The organism is Paenibacillus sp. A14, assembly GCF_036864815.1.
GTDB lineage: Bacteria > Bacillota > Bacilli > Paenibacillales > Paenibacillaceae > Fontibacillus > Fontibacillus sanfengchensis.
In genome coordinates this window covers 1-17385 of record NZ_JBAGJD010000002.1, presented here as the reverse complement: position 1 = coordinate 17385, position 17385 = coordinate 1, and the positions used below count along the sequence as shown (strand labels likewise).

Sequence of the window (17385 nt, the reverse complement as noted above, 5' to 3'; positions counted from 1 at the left end):
TCATGAAACTGCTCGTTACCGGGGGCGCCGGATTTATCGGCAGCAACTTTGTGCTATATATGCTTCAAAAGTATCCGGAATACCAAATCATCAACGTTGATGCGCTTACTTACGCTGGGAATTTGGAGAACTTGAAATCCGTTGAGAATAACCCGAATCACGTATTTGTTAAGGCGGACATTACGGATGCCGAGAAAATGAACGAGTTGATTGGGCAAGGCGTCGATGTCGTAATCAATTTTGCGGCGGAATCGCATGTGGACCGGAGTATTCTGGAGCCGGATATTTTTGTGAAGACGAATGTGCTCGGAACTCAGGTGCTGCTGGAAGCGGCAAGAAAGCATAACATTACCAAGTTTGTTCAAGTTTCCACAGATGAGGTATACGGCACACTTGGGGAAACCGGCCTGTTCACGGAAGAGACGCCACTTGCTCCGAACAGCCCATACTCTGCAAGTAAAGCAGGCGGAGATCTGTTAGTCCGGGCTTACCATGAAACATTCGGTTTGCCTGTCAATATTACGCGCTGCTCCAACAACTACGGACCTTATCAGTTCCCGGAAAAATTAATTCCGTTAATGATCTCCAAGGCTTTGAACAATGAGGCTCTTCCGGTTTACGGAGACGGGCTGAATATTCGCGATTGGCTATACGTTGAGGATCATTGCAGCGCGATAGATCTGGTGATCCATCAAGGCCGTAACGGCGAGGTTTACAATATCGGTGGTAATAACGAGCGAACAAATTTGCAAATCGTTAAAACGATTTTACAGCAGTTAGGGAAGCCTGAGTCTCTAATTACCCATGTCCAAGACCGTCCTGGTCATGACCGTCGCTACGGCATTGATCCTACGAAGACGATGAACGAGTTGGGATGGAAGCCGAAGCACTCTTTTGAGACGGGGATCAAAGAAACGATTTCTTGGTATTTGGACAATAAAGAATGGTGGACACGGATTCAGTCGGGAGCTTACCAGGAGTACTATGCAAGGCAATATGGCGAACGTCTGGGTGATCAAGCATGAACATCCTGGTGACGGGAGCAGCCGGACAGTTAGGTAAAGACGTGGTGGCTCTATTTCAGAAGGCGGGTCATACGGTTCAACCTTATGATCGAGACTCGCTCGATATTACGGATCTGGACGCTTGTTTCATGAGATTAAATAAATCGAAACCGGACGCGGTGATTCATTGTGCGGCTTATACGGCGGTCGACCAAGCAGAGCAACAAGTGGAGGCCGCATATTCCGTTAACGCTGTGGGCACCCGAAATATGGTTTTGGCCAGCGAGCGGGTAGGGGCGAAGTTTTGCTATATCAGCACCGACTACGTGTTTGATGGAACCTCGCTAAGTCCTTATCATGAGTACGATAATACAAATCCTCAGAGCATTTATGGAAAATCGAAGCGTGCTGGTGAGGTGTTGGTTCAGAGCTTGTCATCCGCTTTTTTTATTGTGCGTACTTCTTGGGTTTATGGCCTGCAGAGCAATAACTTTGTCAAAACCATGCTTAAGCTGGGGAAGGAAAGACCTGAAATTAAGGTGGTTAATGATCAGAAGGGATCACCGACATATACGGTGGATTTGGCTGGTTTTCTCTTACAGCTGGTTCAGACAGAGAAATACGGGATTTATCATGCATCCAATGCGGAGGCTTGTACCTGGTATGAATTCGCCAAAGAAATTTTCGCAGAGGCTGAAAAAATGCATCCGGGGGCTTTTCCGGTGCAGGTTCATCCGTGTACAACGGCGGATTTTCCGCGTCCGGCGCCTCGCCCGATGAATTCGGTTATGGAGCATTTGGCGATTCGCACCAATGGATTCGAGGATTTGCGGCCGTGGAAGGAAGGGCTTCGGGATTTTTTGACCCAGTACTTGCAACATCATCCCCAGAAATAGTTAGTATAAACTGACGATTATATAAATACATGGTATGCTAAAAGAACATTATCTAAGTGATAGTGTTCTTTTTTATTTTTGATAAAGGAAGCGTGCTTTTATGCCACCCAAAGTTACTGTCCAAATCGTCACCTATAACAGTTCTCATGACATAGAGATGTGCCTGAATGCGGTGATCCGTCAAACGCATCCTGTTGATGAAATAATCGTCGTGGATAATGCCTCCTCGGACAATACGGTAGAGGTAGTAAAGGCATTTTTATCAAAGAGTGAATCCCGAATTCGATTGGTCCAAAACGAACTTAACACCGGTTTTGCTCCTGCCCATAACCAGGGAATCCGGCTTTCCCAATCCGACTACATTTTGGTACTAAATCCGGATGTCGTGTTAGCTCCCGATTACATTACGCTGTTGGTAGAGGTCATGGAAGAAAAACCGGATGTAGGTAGTGCCACGGGAATGCTCGTTTTTCAGGATCATCAGGACATCATCGACAGTACAGGTCTTGTGATGAACCGGATCTGGAGAGCGTTTGACCGAGGGGCGGGGGAACCGAGACAGCAATGGAGCGATCCGGGAGAGGTATTCGGCGTCTCCGGGGCAGCGGCGATCTACTCGCGAAACATGATCGATGACATTTCGATACAGGGACAGTTCTTTGATGAGGATTTTTTTGCATACAAAGAAGATGTAGATGTGGCCTGGCGCGCCGGGCTGCTTGGTTGGAAGGCCTATTATTGCGCCGAGGCGCTCGGCATTCACAAGCGGGGCTGGAAGAAAGGCGGCAGAGGCTCCAGACCGTTGTTTATACGCCAACGCTCATTCATAAACCGGTATAAAATGATCTATAAAAACCTTTCCGGCGCAAGTTGGATGAAAAACATCCCTCAATTATTTGCCTATGAAATTATGGTACACGGATATATGCTGCTGCGAGAGCCTAAAGTGCTTGGTGCCTGGATCGATTTTTGGCGGCAACTGCCGAATCTGAAGGCGAAGCGAAAGAAACTTAAGGAGAAAGTGTCTGAACGGGAAAAAAACAAGGCTTATGAGACTTCGAAGTAAGGAACTGGTTGAACCGGTTCCTTTTCGTTATTATTAAGCCTCAACCACCATTTCCCACTCCATAATTCCCCTCCCCCTCTCACATTATGCTATAATGTCGATAGATTACTATTTTTGTCAGGAGCGTTGCTGGTGGATTTATCCATAGTTATTGTCAATTACAACACGTGCCGATTGACGTTGGATTGTCTGCAATCCGTATATGCCTCTGAAACGGGGTATCGCTTTGAGGTTATTGTGGTGGACAACCACTCGCATGATGATTCGGTGGAGCAGATTCGCGAGCAGTTTCCTCAGGTCAACCTTATCGTTAATCAGGAAAATACGGGTTTCTCTTATGCGAACAATCAAGCGATGAAAATCTCCGGCGGACGTTATATTTTGCTGCTCAACTCCGATACGATTATTCAAAAGGACACGTTACAGATCATGCTGGAGTTTATGGACAGCCACCCGGAAGTGGGGGCATCGGGCTGCAAGGTGATTTTGCCCGACGGGTCGTTGGATAAGGCCTGCAAACGAGGCTTTCCTACGCCATCCGCCTCATTTTATTATGCCTTCGGGTTTTCGAAATGGTTCCCGGATAACCCCAGATTCAACCAATACCAACTAGCTTATTTGGATCCGGATCAGGAATATCCTATCGATTGTCTGGTCGGCGCCTTTATGATGGTACGCCGGGAGGCGATCGAGCAAGTGGGCATGTTGGACGAGGATTTTTTTATGTATGCGGAGGATACGGACTGGTGTTATCGGATCAAGGAGGCCGGATGGGTCAATTATTACTATCCGCGAACCACGATCGTTCACTACAAGGGAGGCAGCGCGCCTCGCAGACCGTTAAAAATCATTTACGAATTTCATCGATCCATGGTGTTGTTCTATAATAAACATTATAGGAAGAAATACAATCCTTTGGTAAGTGCAACCATCTACGCGGGGATTGGTGTACAATTTATGATGGCGGTTGTCAAATCCGCGCTTTCATTCCCGCTCAAGGGAAGCAAGAAACCGGAATCCCTGGCGACAAGATCGGATAAGGATTCAGGGGTGGGGATGAACTAACGCCTTCAGGCAATCCATTTGTTTAGCAATGCTTTTTGGGGAGTGTAGAAATGAGTTCGTCGGTATCCATGAATAATAAAATAAATTCAACCAACCTGTTAATTGCGGAGAATATTTCAATGTACAAAAAACGGACCCTTCGTTTGGAGATGTTTCTCAATGTGGTCTTGATTGGACTGGAATACCTCTTCTATATCTGCAGTTTTTTGCTGCTGTTCTTTATCCGGGTTCTTCCCGATTATAAAATCGACAGCATCACTGATCTGTTCAATCACTGGGAAACCCTGCCGGTGGGAAGAGACTATCTGCTTTTGTTGGGTGTAATCTTTACCATCTACGCCATTTATACGACCCATCACGGGCTTTACAAGTGGGATCGGGATATCAGAATTATCGATGACACCATCCAAGCGGGAAAAGCCGTCTTCTTTTCCTTCTTAATTGCCCTCGGCCTCATCTTTTTCTTGAAAACAGGGGTCAACTACTCTCGCTTGGTTATTTTCTCTTTTGCGGTCTTGATCGTGGTCAGCGCCTTTATTTCGCGCCTGTTGCGCCAGGGAGTTATGATACTCTTAACCCGCAATAATATTTACAGCAAGAATGTGTTGATTATCGGCGCCGGGCGGATAGGCGAGGAAATCAGAGATAACCTGTTTAGCGGGAAGACGAACGGATACCGGTTTATTGGTTTTTTGGATGATTATAAAAAGGATTCGGAACAGGTTATCGGAGCGATTGATCAGGTGGAGAGGCTGCTTCAGCAGTACGAAATCCATGAAATTTACATTACGATTCCCTCCGAACGAAATGTCATTAACAATATGATCACAAGAATCCGCAAGTATGATGTTCGCATCAAAATCATTCCGGAAATGTTCGAAATGGTTACGTCGGGTGTCGTGTTTGACCAAGCCTATGAGTATCCCTGCATTGAGATCGTTAAGACACCTTTGCGGGGGCTTAATCTGATTTTAAAAAGAGCTTCGGATTTGGTACTTTCCGCATTAGGCCTGATTCTGATTTCTCCTTTACTGCTCGTTGTAGCTATATGTATCAAGCTGGACAGTAAGGGACCTGTGATTATTAAACAGCGGCGTATCGGTAAAAATGGTGCTCCGTTCAACATGTATAAATTCAGATCCATGGTGGAGAATGCCGAGCAGCTCCAGGTAGAGTTGATAACGCAAAATGAGGCGGATGGCCCGGTGTTTAAAATAAAAAACGATCCTCGCGTGACAAGAGTGGGGCGAGTTATCCGCAAATATTCCATTGATGAGTTGCCGCAACTCCTCAATGTCGTACTCGGCCATATGAGTCTGGTCGGCCCGCGTCCCCCGCTTCCGAAGGAAGTGGAGAAATATACGGACTACGAATGGCGCCGTCTGGATATCCGACCCGGAATTACGGGGCTTTGGCAAATTAACGGCAGAAGCGACCTGCCTTTTGAAGAATGGGTGAAGCTGGACTTATACTATATTGAACACTGGAGCTTTGGCTTGGAAATGAAAATCCTCTTTAAAACCCTGCCGATCGTCATTAAAGGTACGGGAGCTTATTGAATAACCGACCGCACTTTAAAAGCCTGCAAGACTCTCCCCTGAGTCTGCGGGCTTTTTTACGTTTATTAGTTAATAAGGCTCAAGCCCAATCCCGGACAATATCACCATAAAAGGGGGCAACACAACATGACCCGAAAACCCCTGCATTACGCGTTATTATTTGCGGGCCTCGCTATACTCTTGCTTTTCACCCTCTCCCGGCCGCAGGCTGCAACACCGACACCGTCGACCCCGGGGTTTCAGGCGCATCGGGTGGTGGCGCACGCCATGGGCGGAATCGAGGGGCTGACGTATACGAACAGCTATGAAGCTTTTATTGCCAACTATGAAAAGGGCACCCGCGTCTTCGAAGCGGACCTTCTGATCAGCAAGGATGACCAACTGATTGCCCGGCATGAATGGGGCGAGAAATTTACGGAGATGCTGGGCCAGGAGGAAATAGTCGATCCCTCCGACCGCGGGGCGGTGTGGAGTTACCATGAATTCAAGGAGGCCAAAATCCTGGGCCGATATGAACCTTTGGGCTGGAAAGATATTCTCGATTTGATGGAGCGCTATCCCGATATATACGTGGTCACCGATACCAAACAGATTGAACCGGAGGAGTTTGAGCGGATATACAGCAAAATTGTCCAAAGCGCCAAAAAACGGGATGCATCCCTGCTGGATCGCATTGTACCGCAAATTTACAGTCGGGCGATGTGGGAGGAGGTGGAGCGGCTGCATTCTTTTGAGCAGGTGATTTATACGCTCTATCAATCCGAGGATACGGATGAGCAGGTCGTCGAATTTGCCAAGGAAAAGCGGCTCGCCGCCGTCACGATGTCGGAAACCCGGGCCACCGAAAAACTCGTCTCCGCTCTGAACAGCATCGGGGTCCCATCCTATGTGCACACCGTGAATGACCCCCGAAGCATTGCCCAATTTAAGCGGATGGGCGTGTATGGATTCTATTCCGATTTTTTGAGCGAGCAGGATGCCGCCCGTGCCGGGTGGACCGCTTATCTTGGATTTTAAGAGTGCGCTGCCGCGAGGGGCGCATCTTTTTTTGTTCGCCTCCGATGCGAACATTGACAGTCCCCCTGGGGTAACTTAGACTAGAAATGTTATGATATACAGCACTGTGAAAAAAGCGGCATAAACTGCATGCGGGGCGGGAAAGAGGCCCCGTTTTTCGCGACCATATAGGGAGCTGAATCGGTTGGAAAGGCTTGGTGGATGGGGTGTTAAAACAGCAGCAAAGCCGGCCATTCTGGCGGCATGTTTTTAAATTGGATCCGGATCGCATACTGACGGACGAAGCGTTGGAAGCCGTATGCTTGTCCGGAAGCGATGCGATCATGGTGGGTGGATCCAGCGGGGTCACCTATGAGAATACCGTGGATCTTTTGTCCCGGATTCGTCAATACGAGATCCCCTGCGTGCTTGAGGTGTCCGACCTGGAGGCCGTCGTGCCGGGATTCGATCTGTACCTGATTCCGATGGTCCTGAACACCGGGCAAAGCGACTGGCTGGTCGGACAGCATGCCCGGGCGGTGGAGCAATACGGTTACATGATCCCGTGGGACATGCTCGTGCCGGAAGGCTACATCGTGCTGAATCCCGATTCCACCGTCGCCCGGATCACGTCCGCGGATACGCGGCTGGAGGCCGCGCAAGCCGCCGCTTACGCGCAGGTCGCGGACAAGCTGCTCCACCTGCCGATCGTGTACGTGGAGTACAGCGGGACGTTCGGCGATCTTGAGCTGGTGGCGGACGTCCGCCGCTCGCTGGATGAAGCCCGCCTGTTTTACGGCGGCGGCATTGCGGATGCGGAGTCGGCTCGGAGGGCGGCCGCCGTCAGCGACACGATCGTCGTCGGCAACGCGGTGTACACCGATCTAGACCGGGCGCTTGAAACGGTGCGGGCGGTGCAAAGCAACGCTGAGGCTTTCTAGCAACGGACATAATAGCTGCTATTCCCCCTCAAAAGGGCTTTTTCCCACTCTAACGGACATAACAGCCGCTATTTGTTTGAAACTGGGTTACTCTGACACGGATGAAGGTAATTAGGCGCTATTATTTCCGTTAAAATTTAGAAAAGGCGTTTTAATACAAAATAGCGGCTACTGCTTCCGTTAAAATTCACGCGGGATCGTATTCAACTTCCCGGCTGTTCCGGCAGTCGGAACGCAAATCAAGAAAGGAGCATTATTTCTATGCAACCTGTTAATATACAAGAGGCGGTCGCCCGTCTGAACCCGCAGCAGCGGGAAGCCGTCATCACGACGGAAGGGCCGCTGCTGATCATGGCCGGCGCGGGCAGCGGCAAGACGCGCGTGCTGACGCACCGCATCGCTTACCTGATCGCCACCCGCAAGGCGCCGCCTTGGGCCATTCTGGCGATCACCTTTACCAACAAGGCCGCGCGCGAGATGCAGGACCGCGTATCCCGCCTCGTCGGCGGCTCGGATGGCCGGGACATTTGGGTGTCCACCTTCCACTCCATGTGCGTGCGGATCTTGCGGCGCGATATCGAGCGCATCGGTTTTACGTCGAATTTTTCCATCCTGGACTCAACCGACCAGCTCTCCGTGATCCGCAATATTATGAAGGAGCTGAACATCGACACGAAGAAATTCGAGCCGAAGGCCGTTCAGTCGATGATCAGCACCGCCAAGAACGAACTGATCACACCGCAGCAGTATGAACAGAAGATCGGAGACTTTTTCGAAGGGATCGTCGCCAAAGTCTACACGATGTATCAAAAGCGGCTCCGCAGCAACAACTCGCTCGATTTCGACGATTTGATCATGAAGACGATCGAGCTGTTCAAGGAAACGCCGGAGGTGCTGGATTTTTACCAGAAAAAATTTCAGTACATCCACGTCGACGAATACCAGGACACCAACCGGGCGCAATATATGCTGTGCCGGATGCTGGCCGACAAACATCACCGCATCTGCGTCGTCGGGGACAGCGACCAGTCGATTTACCGCTGGCGCGGGGCGGATATCACCAATATCCTCAATTTCGAGCAGGATTATCCGGAAGCGACGACGATCATGCTCGAGCAGAACTACCGTTCCACCGCGACGATTCTGAACGCGGCCAACGGGGTGATCGGGCGAAACACGGGACGGAAGCCGAAGAAGCTGTGGACCGACAAAGGTGAAGGCGACAAGATCAAGGTGTACCGGGCGGATTCGGAGCATGATGAGGGGTATTTTGTCACATCGGAGATATCCAACAACATCAAGGCGGGCAAAAAATACCGCGATCACGCCATCCTCTACCGGACCAACGCGCAATCCCGGGTCATCGAGGAAATTCTCATCAAATCGGATATCCCGTACCAGATTGTCGGGGGCATCAAGTTCTACGATCGCAAAGAAATCAAGGACCTGCTCGCTTACCTGCGGCTGTTGTCCAACCCTGACGACGATATCAGCTTAATCCGGATCATTAATGTGCCCAAAAGAGGCATCGGCGATACGACGGTCGGCAAACTGGCCGACGCGGCGGCACAGCGGGGAGTATCCATTTTCCGCGTGCTGGAGACGGTCGACGATCTCGGCATCGCGGGGCGTACGCGCAACGCGCTGGTCGAGTTTTACGATATGATCGCGGCGCTGCATCAAATGGTGGAGTATCTCTCCGTCACCGAGCTGACCGAGAAATTGCTGGAGATGACGCAGTATCGGCTGGAGCTGCAGAACGAGAATACGATCGAATCGCGGTCCCGCCTCGAAAATATTGATGAATTCCTGTCGGTAACCATGGAATTTGAGAATAATAATGAAGATAAGTCGCTCGTTTCCTTCCTGACCGACCTCGCGCTGATCGCCGATATCGACAGCATGAACGATAACAGTGACGCCGAGAAGCAGAACGACGACGCGGTCGTGCTCATGACGATGCACAGCGCCAAGGGCCTGGAGTTCCCGGTCGTGTTCATCGTCGGGATGGAAGAAGGCGTGTTCCCGCACAGCCGGGCGTTCCTCGACAACGAGGAGCTGGAGGAGGAGCGCAGGCTGGCTTATGTCGGTATTACCCGGGCCGAGGAGAAGCTGTTCCTGTCCTGCGCCCAGATGCGCACCCTGTTCGGCCGGACCACCGCCAACCCGCCTTCGCGGTTTCTGGATGAGATTCCGGAGGAACTCAAGGAAGATACGGGCATCGCGCGCGATCGGTACCGCCGGGGGGCGGGGATCGGCGGCGCGTACAGCGGCCGCGGCTTCGGCGGCGGCGGCGGAAGCAACTTCGGCCACCGCGGCGCGGCCGAAGCTCCCGCCTCGCGGCCGGCGGCGGGCGGCCGCAGCGGCGTCACCATGACGGTGGGCGCCTCCGGGTCGTCCGCCATGGCTAAGCCGCCGGGGTCAACCGATCCCGGCGAATTCCAGGCCGGCGACAAAGTGTCGCACGGCAAATGGGGCATCGGCACCATCGTTTCGATCAACGGCTCCGGCAATAATACGGAGCTGACGATCGCTTTTCCGGCGCCGATCGGCTTGAAGCGCCTGCTCGCCAGCTTTGCCCCGATCACGAAGGTGACCGAGGGCTAAGGAGCCATCATCAATACGCGGAGGGCCCCTGAACCGAATTTCAGGTCGGTCCCTCCGTCCTACATATAAGGAGGGTTGTCCCTGCATGGATAAAATGCAAAGAATGGAACAGCTTGTAGAGCAGTTAAGCCAGTATAACTATCATTACTACACCCTGGACCAGCCGCTCGTCAGCGACAAGGAGTACGATCTGCTGTACGACGAATTGACCGCGCTGGAGGCAGAAACCGGGATAACGCTTCCCGATTCGCCCACGGGACGGGTCGGCGGCGATTTGCTGCAGGGCTTTAAGCCCCATCGCCATCTGGCCCCGCTGTGGAGTCTGGATAAAGCGCAGAACGAGGAGCAGCTGATCAACTGGAACAATCGGGTGCAGCGGTTGATTGCCGACTACAACAGCAAGAACCCCGATACGCCGTTGCCGGCGCCAACCTATGTCGTGGAGCTTAAATTCGACGGCCTGACGTTGAATCTCACTTACACGGACGGCAAGCTGGTTCAAGCCTCGACCCGGGGCAACGGGGTGGTCGGGGAAGGCATTCTGGCCCAGGTCAAAACGATAAAATCGGTACCGTTGACCATTCCATTCACCACGGGGACGATCGAAGTTCAGGGCGAAGGCATTATGAATTTGTCCGTGCTCGCCAAATATAACGAGACGGCCGCCGAGCCTTTAAAGAATGCGCGGAACGCCGCAGCCGGGGCGCTGCGCAATTTGAATCCGCGGACGACGGCGGAGCGGAAGCTGAACGCTTTTTTCTATAACGTCGGTTATTCCGATGGGATTCGGTTTGCCAGTCATCAGGAAATGGTGGCCTTCCTCAAGGAGAACCGATTCAAGGTCAACCCGCATGTCACGTATCACGACAGCTTTCAAGAGGTCATCGACATCCTCCATACCATTGTGGAAAAACGTTCCTCGCTGGATTACCTGATCGACGGGGCCGTCATCAAAATCACCGACATGCGCACCCGCGAAGTGCTCGGCTATACGGATAAATTCCCGCGCTGGGCGGTCGCCTTCAAGTTTGAGGCGGAGGAGACGACCACGGTGCTGGAGTCCGTGACCTGGAACGTCGGCCGCACCGGCAAAATCACGCCGCTGGCCAGAGTCGAACCGGTCGAACTCGCGGGGGTTACCGTGCAAAATTGCACGCTCAACAACGTCGGCGATATCGAGCGCAAAAACTTGAAATTTGCCCTGGGCACCCGGGTATTTATCCGCCGCTCGAACGATGTCATTCCGGAGATCCTCGGAAAGGTGACCGAAGAACAGGACGGCGGGGAGATCGTCTACCCGGTAAACTGCCCGGCCTGCGGCTTCCCGCTGGAACAGCGCGGCGCCCACCTGTTCTGCAACAACCGGCTGGACTGCAAGCCGCAGATCGTCAGCCGGATTACGCACTTCGCGTCCCGCGACGCGATGGACATCGAAACGTTCAGTGAGAAAACCGCCGAACAACTTCACGATGAGCTGAACGTCCACGAGCCCGCCGAGCTTTACACGCTTGCATTTGAGGATTTGATCAAGCTGGAGCGGTTCGGCGAGAAGAAAGCTAACAACCTGCTGAAGGCGATTGAGGAGAGCAAGGGACGGGACCTGGCTTCGTTCTTGTATGCGCTCGGCATCCCGAACACCGGAAAATCGACGACCAAAGTATTGGCCGATCATTACCGGGATCTGACCAAAATTATGAACGCCACGGTAGAGGAACTGACGGAGCTGCCGGATATCGGCGGGATTGTGGCCGAGAGCATTGTGTCCTTTTTTGCCGATCCGTTTATGCAGGCCGGTATCCATAAGATGCTGTCCCTTGGCGTAGAGGCGAAACCTCCGAAACAGGCGGCTCCGGTGACGGATTCGTTCTTCACCGGCAAAACCGTCGTACTCACAGGTACGCTTCATCAGCTCGGCCGGGACGAAGCCACGGCGCGGCTTGAAGCGCTAGGCGCCAAAGTGACCGGCAGCGTATCGAAGAAGACGGACCTGGTCATCGCCGGGGAGAAGGCCGGCAGCAAGCTGGCCAAAGCCCAGGAACTGGGCATTCCCGTGATCGAAGACGAGAATGAATTTATCAAGCTATTGAACGGACAGAGCGAATAACTCCATATCGAAGTGTGGGGATAAATCCCGGGAGACGGTGCATGTCATATGTGCCGACCGCCCGGGATTTTTTTTGCTAAAGTTTGTTGCCTTATAGTGATACTGGTCATTGAACTATCGGCCCTTTTCCTTTCATGATGATTAGATCGGGGAGTTAGCGAGTCTTTCTCTCGAAATGAAGATGAAGAAGGATGGGATGTTGTTGATGGAAATCGGTCTCGGATGGAAGCCTTCACGGTTTAATGCGCAAAGCGAATGCGATGACGGAGGATTGGTGCTGTACAACAGTTATACCGGGGCGGTAGCCTCCTTCTCCGCGGAGGAACGCGGCGGGGTATTGGCATGCCTTCGGCCGGGGGAGCCGCCATCCGGCCCGGTTCCGGAGCTGCACGCGTTGCTCGTCGAGCAGGGCTTTTTGGTCAGGGAGGACACGGATGAGCAGCGCAGAGCCTTGTTTCTGCATCAATCCCTGCATGCGGCGGATGCGATGCACCTGGTTCTTTTGGCCACCGAGGCGTGCAACTTCCGCTGCACCTATTGCTATGAATCCTTCCCGCGGGGAGCGATGCGCCAGGAAGTGTTGGAAGGCTTGGAGGCTTATATCGCGAACCGGAGCAAAACGTTAAGCCGGCTGACGATCAGCTGGCATGGCGGCGAACCGCTGTTGGTCCCGCATCTCATCGAGAGGCTGTCGCGTTCCTTTATCGCATCCTGTGAAGCGAACGGCGCCGTTTATGAGGCGGAAATGTCCACCAACGGGTACTTCCTCACGCGTGAACGGCTGAGACAGATGCTGGATTTGCATGTTGGGCGTTTTATGGTCACGCTGGACGGGGAAGAGGAGGTCCATGATCGTCGCAGGGGGCTTCATGGCGGCGGCGGAACATACCGCACAATTGTGAACAACCTGCTCTCGCTGAAGGACGTTGACCGCCCCTTTGAAATCAATCTCCGCGTTAATTTTGATAACAGCAATCTCGAAGCGGTTTCCAGCTTTATCCCCGTACTGCGCGATCTGTTTGCGGACGATTCGCGGTTTAAAGTTTATTTTCGTCCCGTCGGCTGTATGGGGGGAGAGAACGATCTTAATCTTCCGGTATGCGACGAGCGTACCAAGGACCAAAAGATATGGGAGTTCAACGAAATAGCCCTTGCCGAAGGGCTGGAAGTCAGTTCGTTTATCTCGGATATTTTGCTGCCGACCGGGGCCATTTGCTACGCGGCGAAACCGAACTCTTTAATTGTCGGTTCCGATGGTGTGCTGTACAAATGCTCCGTTGCGCTGGATCAGGACAACAATCAGCTTGGCCGGATTTACCGGGACGGCGCGCTTGAACTGGATTACGACAAGCTGGCCCTGTGGACGACCTCGGGGGAGGAAACGGATGAAGCCTGCCGTGCGTGCTTTTTCCGACCTGCTTGCCAGGGGAATCATTGTCCGCTCTATCGAATGCGTACCGGTCAGCGTCCCTGTTCTTACGAGAAAAGGCAGATCAAACAGACGCTGCGCACGATCTGGCTGCAAAACGAAAGCAAGCAGGCGAGCTTCATGAAGTAAGCCGCCAGCATCTAATAAAAGGAGGTGAGAGCCATGAAAGTTATCCGTCCCGCAGCCCAGCCTGCGCTTGTAAAAACGGGCCGTGTATCGAAGTCGGTACCGGGAAATTTGAGCTGATGTCCCTTCTTACTGCTCAGCATCCTCTGCCTTCGCGGCAGGGGATTTTTTTATTTAGTATTGGAAAAATATTACGAAAAGTGTAACTTTCATTTCCTTTCAAGCGTTATAAGGTTGGAATGCTATCATTTCGAATCTATTTTACAGGGGGTAATGATAATTTTTAGAAAGCTACATAAGCCGCTGATCCTGTTCATCGTGTGCTTGTTGGCGGCGGGTTGTGCGAACACGGGGAATCAGGCGAAAAGTGAGCAGCGAACGCTCAAAGTCATGTTCGGGGATGAAGGCTATTTCTATCAAACCTACGGCGATTTGTTTGCCATGAGATATCCGAATGTGAACATAGAAGTTGTAAGCATGCAAAGTCTCTATAACGGCGAAGAGAAAGATCCGAAAAAGGCTCTGAAGGAGCTCGTGGAAAAGGAGCAGCCCGATATTTTAATGCTCGACAACGACAGTTACAGTACCCTGGCTTCCGAGGGGCTTTTGATGGATTTAGAGACGTTGATAGACCGTGAAAAATTTGACACGGCATCGTTCTTCCCGGGGATGGTGGAGACGTTGAGGGAACAAGGCGGCGGTAAGCTTTATGGCCTGTCCCCTTCCTTTCGTGCGAATGTGATTTACTACAATGCGGACCTGTTTGCGAAATACGGTGTTGAAGTGCCGCATGATGGCATGACCTGGCAGGATATTATCGATACCGCCCGCCGGTTCCCGACCGATGGGGACGAGAAAAGCCGGGTCTATGGTTTCGGAGGCGATTATGGCTTTCAGCTCCAAGACATGGTCGGCATGATCGCGCGTACCCATGGAATCAAGGAAGTGGACCCGAAAACCAAGAAAGTCACCGTGAATACGGAAGGCTGGAAGAAAGCCTATCAACTCGCGCTGGATGCCGTGGAATCCAAAGCGATATACAATCCGCAGGATGGAGGCTTTCAAGGCGGAACCATGGAAGAGTTCTATCAGAGCCAACCTTTTCTCATGGGACGCATGGCAATGACCACGGACAGCTCTAATTTTCTTCAAAACTTAAAAGAAGCCAAAGGCCGGATAAAGGGTTATAAACCGTTCCAGCTTGGCATCGTTGCGGGACCGGTGGATCCGGCCAGACCGGATGAAACGCGGGGGGTCTATTTCAACCGCATTTTATCGATCCGGGCGAACACACCAAATGTCGAAGCGGCCTGGGATTTTATGGGGTTCGTCCATGGCGAGGAATTTGCCAAAATTAAGTCGCGAACATTGAATGAGGGGATGCTCACCCGGATGGGGTATACGAAAGAATTTGACGGTGTCAGCCTGGATGCTTTTTATAAGCTGAAGCCAAGCGCCGAGAGCACGCCGCTGTCGTCGGAAGATGAGATTCCTTCGGAGTTCTACGAGCAATACTATTCTATCCTTTCACGGGAGATCGGACTGCTTGAGAAGAAGAGCAAATCCGTGGATGACGTGCTGAAAACCATTGAGCAGGAAGGTCAGGTTCAGTTGGACAAAGCGCTCAAGGATAAGCAGAACAAGAAGAACAAAGAAGGCAATTAAGTTAAATATAAGGAGGGTGTAACTTGAAAGGTAAAAAATTTAACAAGCTTCTGCTGCTGGCTTTGAGTGCTGTAATGGTGCTGGTGAGTGGTTGTAATCCGGGGCCGAGCAAACAGGCGGAAACCCAGCGTGTGATCAAAGTGATGTATTATGATGAGAGCTATTTTTTTCAGCAGTATGGGGATCTGTTTACGATGGAGCATCCTAATGTTGATATTGAAGTGGTTAATACGCAATCCATTTACAGCGGCGAGGAAGTTAAGGATTATAACAAGGCACTTATGGACTTCATCGAAAAAGAGCAACCTGACGTGGTGATGTTGAATCCTGAAACCTATGGCAAGATGGCCAATGAAGGCAAATTAATGGAACTGGACACGCTGATCGACCGGGACAAATATAATACCGAAACGATTTATCCCGCGCTGCTCGAGATGCTGAAGGAAAAGGGCAACGGTAAGCTGTACGGCTTGAGTCCGACATTTAGTGGAAATGCCATTTTTTATAATGCCGATCTTTTCAAAAAATATGGGGTTGAGCCACCTCACGATGGGATGACTTGGCAAGAAGTACTTGAGCTTGCGCGCCGTTTCCCTGCGGAGGGAGATGAGAAGACCCGGGTTTACGGTTACGGTGCGGATTATGCCACAACGTTTGTCCAATTGGGTCAGCAGATCGCGGCTGCGGAAGGATTGTCAGTCTTTAATAAGGATACATTAAAAGTGACGATCGACACGGATTCCTGGAAAAAGGCTTATCAGACTGCTTTGGACGCCACGAATTCGGGGGCGGTATATAACCCGAAAGACGGCGGTTTCCAAGGTGGATCTATGGAAGAGTACTATAAGAGCCAAATGTTCTTGATGGGTCGCATCGCGCTCACGGTGGGCAACACGTATATCCTTCAAAGCATTAAAGAAGTCAAAGGGGCATTGAAGGATTATAAGCCATTTGAGCTCGGAATGGTGGCAGGACCGGTTGATCCGGCCAACCCGGAAACGACCCGGAGCATTTACTTCAACGAAATTTTAGGTATCCGCGCCGGCTCGCCGAATGCGGATGCAGCCTGGGATTTTATCAAGTTTATCAACGGGGAAGATTACGCGAAGGTGAAATCGAGATCTTTAAATAACGGGCTGCTCTCCCGTATGGGTTTCAGCAAGGAATTCGATGGACATAGCCTTGATGTTTTCTATAAGTTGAAACCGAAAGTTTCGGACGATGACTATTCTTTGTCGGAAAAAGTTCCGACTGAGTTCTACCAACAATTTGATTCGATCATGCAGCGTGAACTTGGCTTGGTTCAAGACAAGAAAAAGTCGCTGGATGACGCCTTGAAGGCTGCGCAACAGGAAGCCCAAGTCACACTGGACAAGGCGGTCAAAGATAAAGAAGCGAAGAAAGACAAAGAAGGCGCGGCTGGCGCAGGAGAAGGCACAAAGTAAAATAAGTTGAAAGAGCATTATCGGAAGGTTGGTCCCGGGGGAGTTGCGGGATCGGCCTTCTTTTATTTATGTGGTAAAATATACCTGTTGCCAAACTGGCGAGGTCGTGATAAATTATTATTTGTCGCTTCGAGAGAATGCTTGCTGAACAGCTTGCGATTTAAAAAAAGAAGTTGACAGCGAAGTTAATCTTTGATATAATAGGTAACTGTTCGACAAAAGTTGATTGATCATTAAATCGCTTTTAGCGAACCAGTCAAGTTCTTTGAAAACTGAACAAATGGAACACGTCAATTTAGATGATTTTTAAAATCGTCAGATTCAAAATGAGCTATCAGCTTATTCAATGAGTTTCAACTTTATTGGAGAGTTTGATCCTGGCTCAGGACGAACGCTGGCGGCGTGCCTAATACATGCAAGTCGAGCGGACTTGATGGAGTGCTTGCACTTCTGATGGTTAGCGGCGGACGGGTGAGTAACAC

Annotated in this window: 12 protein-coding genes and 1 rRNA gene; all 13 read left to right on the top strand. The window is 51.3% G+C overall.

Annotated features, from left to right (window positions below; genetic code table 11):
* Positions 1-2 precede the first annotated feature (2 nt).
* Complete coding sequence (gene rfbB, locus V4U88_RS04585; protein ID WP_334072090.1) at positions 3-1025, top strand: dTDP-glucose 4,6-dehydratase; 1023 nt, start codon at positions 3-5, stop codon at positions 1023-1025.
* The gene (gene rfbD / locus V4U88_RS04580; RefSeq protein WP_334072089.1) at positions 1022-1900 is read left to right on the top strand and encodes a dTDP-4-dehydrorhamnose reductase; all 879 of its coding nucleotides are present in this window, start codon (positions 1022-1024) and stop codon (positions 1898-1900) included. Before rfbB ends, rfbD begins: the two co-directional genes overlap by 4 nt.
* A gap of 100 nt (positions 1901-2000) precedes the next feature.
* The gene (locus V4U88_RS04575) at positions 2001-2966 is read left to right on the top strand and encodes a glycosyltransferase family 2 protein (RefSeq protein ID WP_334072088.1); all 966 of its coding nucleotides are present in this window, start codon (positions 2001-2003) and stop codon (positions 2964-2966) included.
* Between the two features lie 132 nt (positions 2967-3098).
* Positions 3099-4031: a glycosyltransferase family 2 protein gene (locus V4U88_RS04570; RefSeq protein WP_334072087.1), complete on the top strand. Its 933-nt coding sequence runs from the start codon at positions 3099-3101 to the stop codon at positions 4029-4031.
* A gap of 119 nt (positions 4032-4150) precedes the next feature.
* The gene (locus V4U88_RS04565) at positions 4151-5590 is read left to right on the top strand and encodes a sugar transferase (RefSeq protein ID WP_334072086.1); all 1440 of its coding nucleotides are present in this window, start codon (positions 4151-4153) and stop codon (positions 5588-5590) included.
* A 126-nt stretch (positions 5591-5716) separates the two neighbouring features.
* The gene (locus V4U88_RS04560) at positions 5717-6607 is read left to right on the top strand and encodes a phosphatidylinositol-specific phospholipase C/glycerophosphodiester phosphodiesterase family protein (protein WP_334072085.1); all 891 of its coding nucleotides are present in this window, start codon (positions 5717-5719) and stop codon (positions 6605-6607) included.
* A gap of 197 nt (positions 6608-6804) precedes the next feature.
* Positions 6805-7527 (top strand): heptaprenylglyceryl phosphate synthase, encoded by a 723-nt coding sequence (locus V4U88_RS04555; RefSeq protein ID WP_334072084.1) that lies wholly within the window; start codon positions 6805-6807, stop codon positions 7525-7527.
* 261 nt (positions 7528-7788) lie between these two features.
* Entirely contained in the window at positions 7789-10134 is a 2346-nt protein-coding gene (gene pcrA, locus V4U88_RS04550) for a DNA helicase PcrA (RefSeq protein WP_334072083.1), read from the top strand.
* An 85-nt stretch (positions 10135-10219) separates the two neighbouring features.
* Positions 10220-12238 carry an NAD-dependent DNA ligase LigA gene (ligA, locus tag V4U88_RS04545; RefSeq protein ID WP_334072082.1) on the top strand — a complete coding sequence of 673 codons (2019 nt, stop codon included), beginning with the start codon at positions 10220-10222 and terminating at the stop codon, positions 12236-12238.
* A 175-nt stretch (positions 12239-12413) separates the two neighbouring features.
* Positions 12414-13796 (top strand): radical SAM/SPASM domain-containing protein, encoded by a 1383-nt coding sequence (locus V4U88_RS04540; RefSeq protein WP_334072081.1) that lies wholly within the window; start codon positions 12414-12416, stop codon positions 13794-13796.
* 270 nt (positions 13797-14066) lie between these two features.
* Positions 14067-15458, top strand: coding sequence for an ABC transporter substrate-binding protein (locus V4U88_RS04535; protein WP_334072080.1), 1392 nt, complete (start codon positions 14067-14069; stop codon positions 15456-15458).
* Between the two features lie 23 nt (positions 15459-15481).
* Positions 15482-16903: an ABC transporter substrate-binding protein gene (locus V4U88_RS04530; protein ID WP_334072079.1), complete on the top strand. Its 1422-nt coding sequence runs from the start codon at positions 15482-15484 to the stop codon at positions 16901-16903.
* Positions 16904-17262: 359 nt separating this feature from the next.
* Positions 17263-17385: ribosomal RNA gene (locus V4U88_RS04525) — 16S ribosomal RNA — on the top strand; the annotation flags it as partial.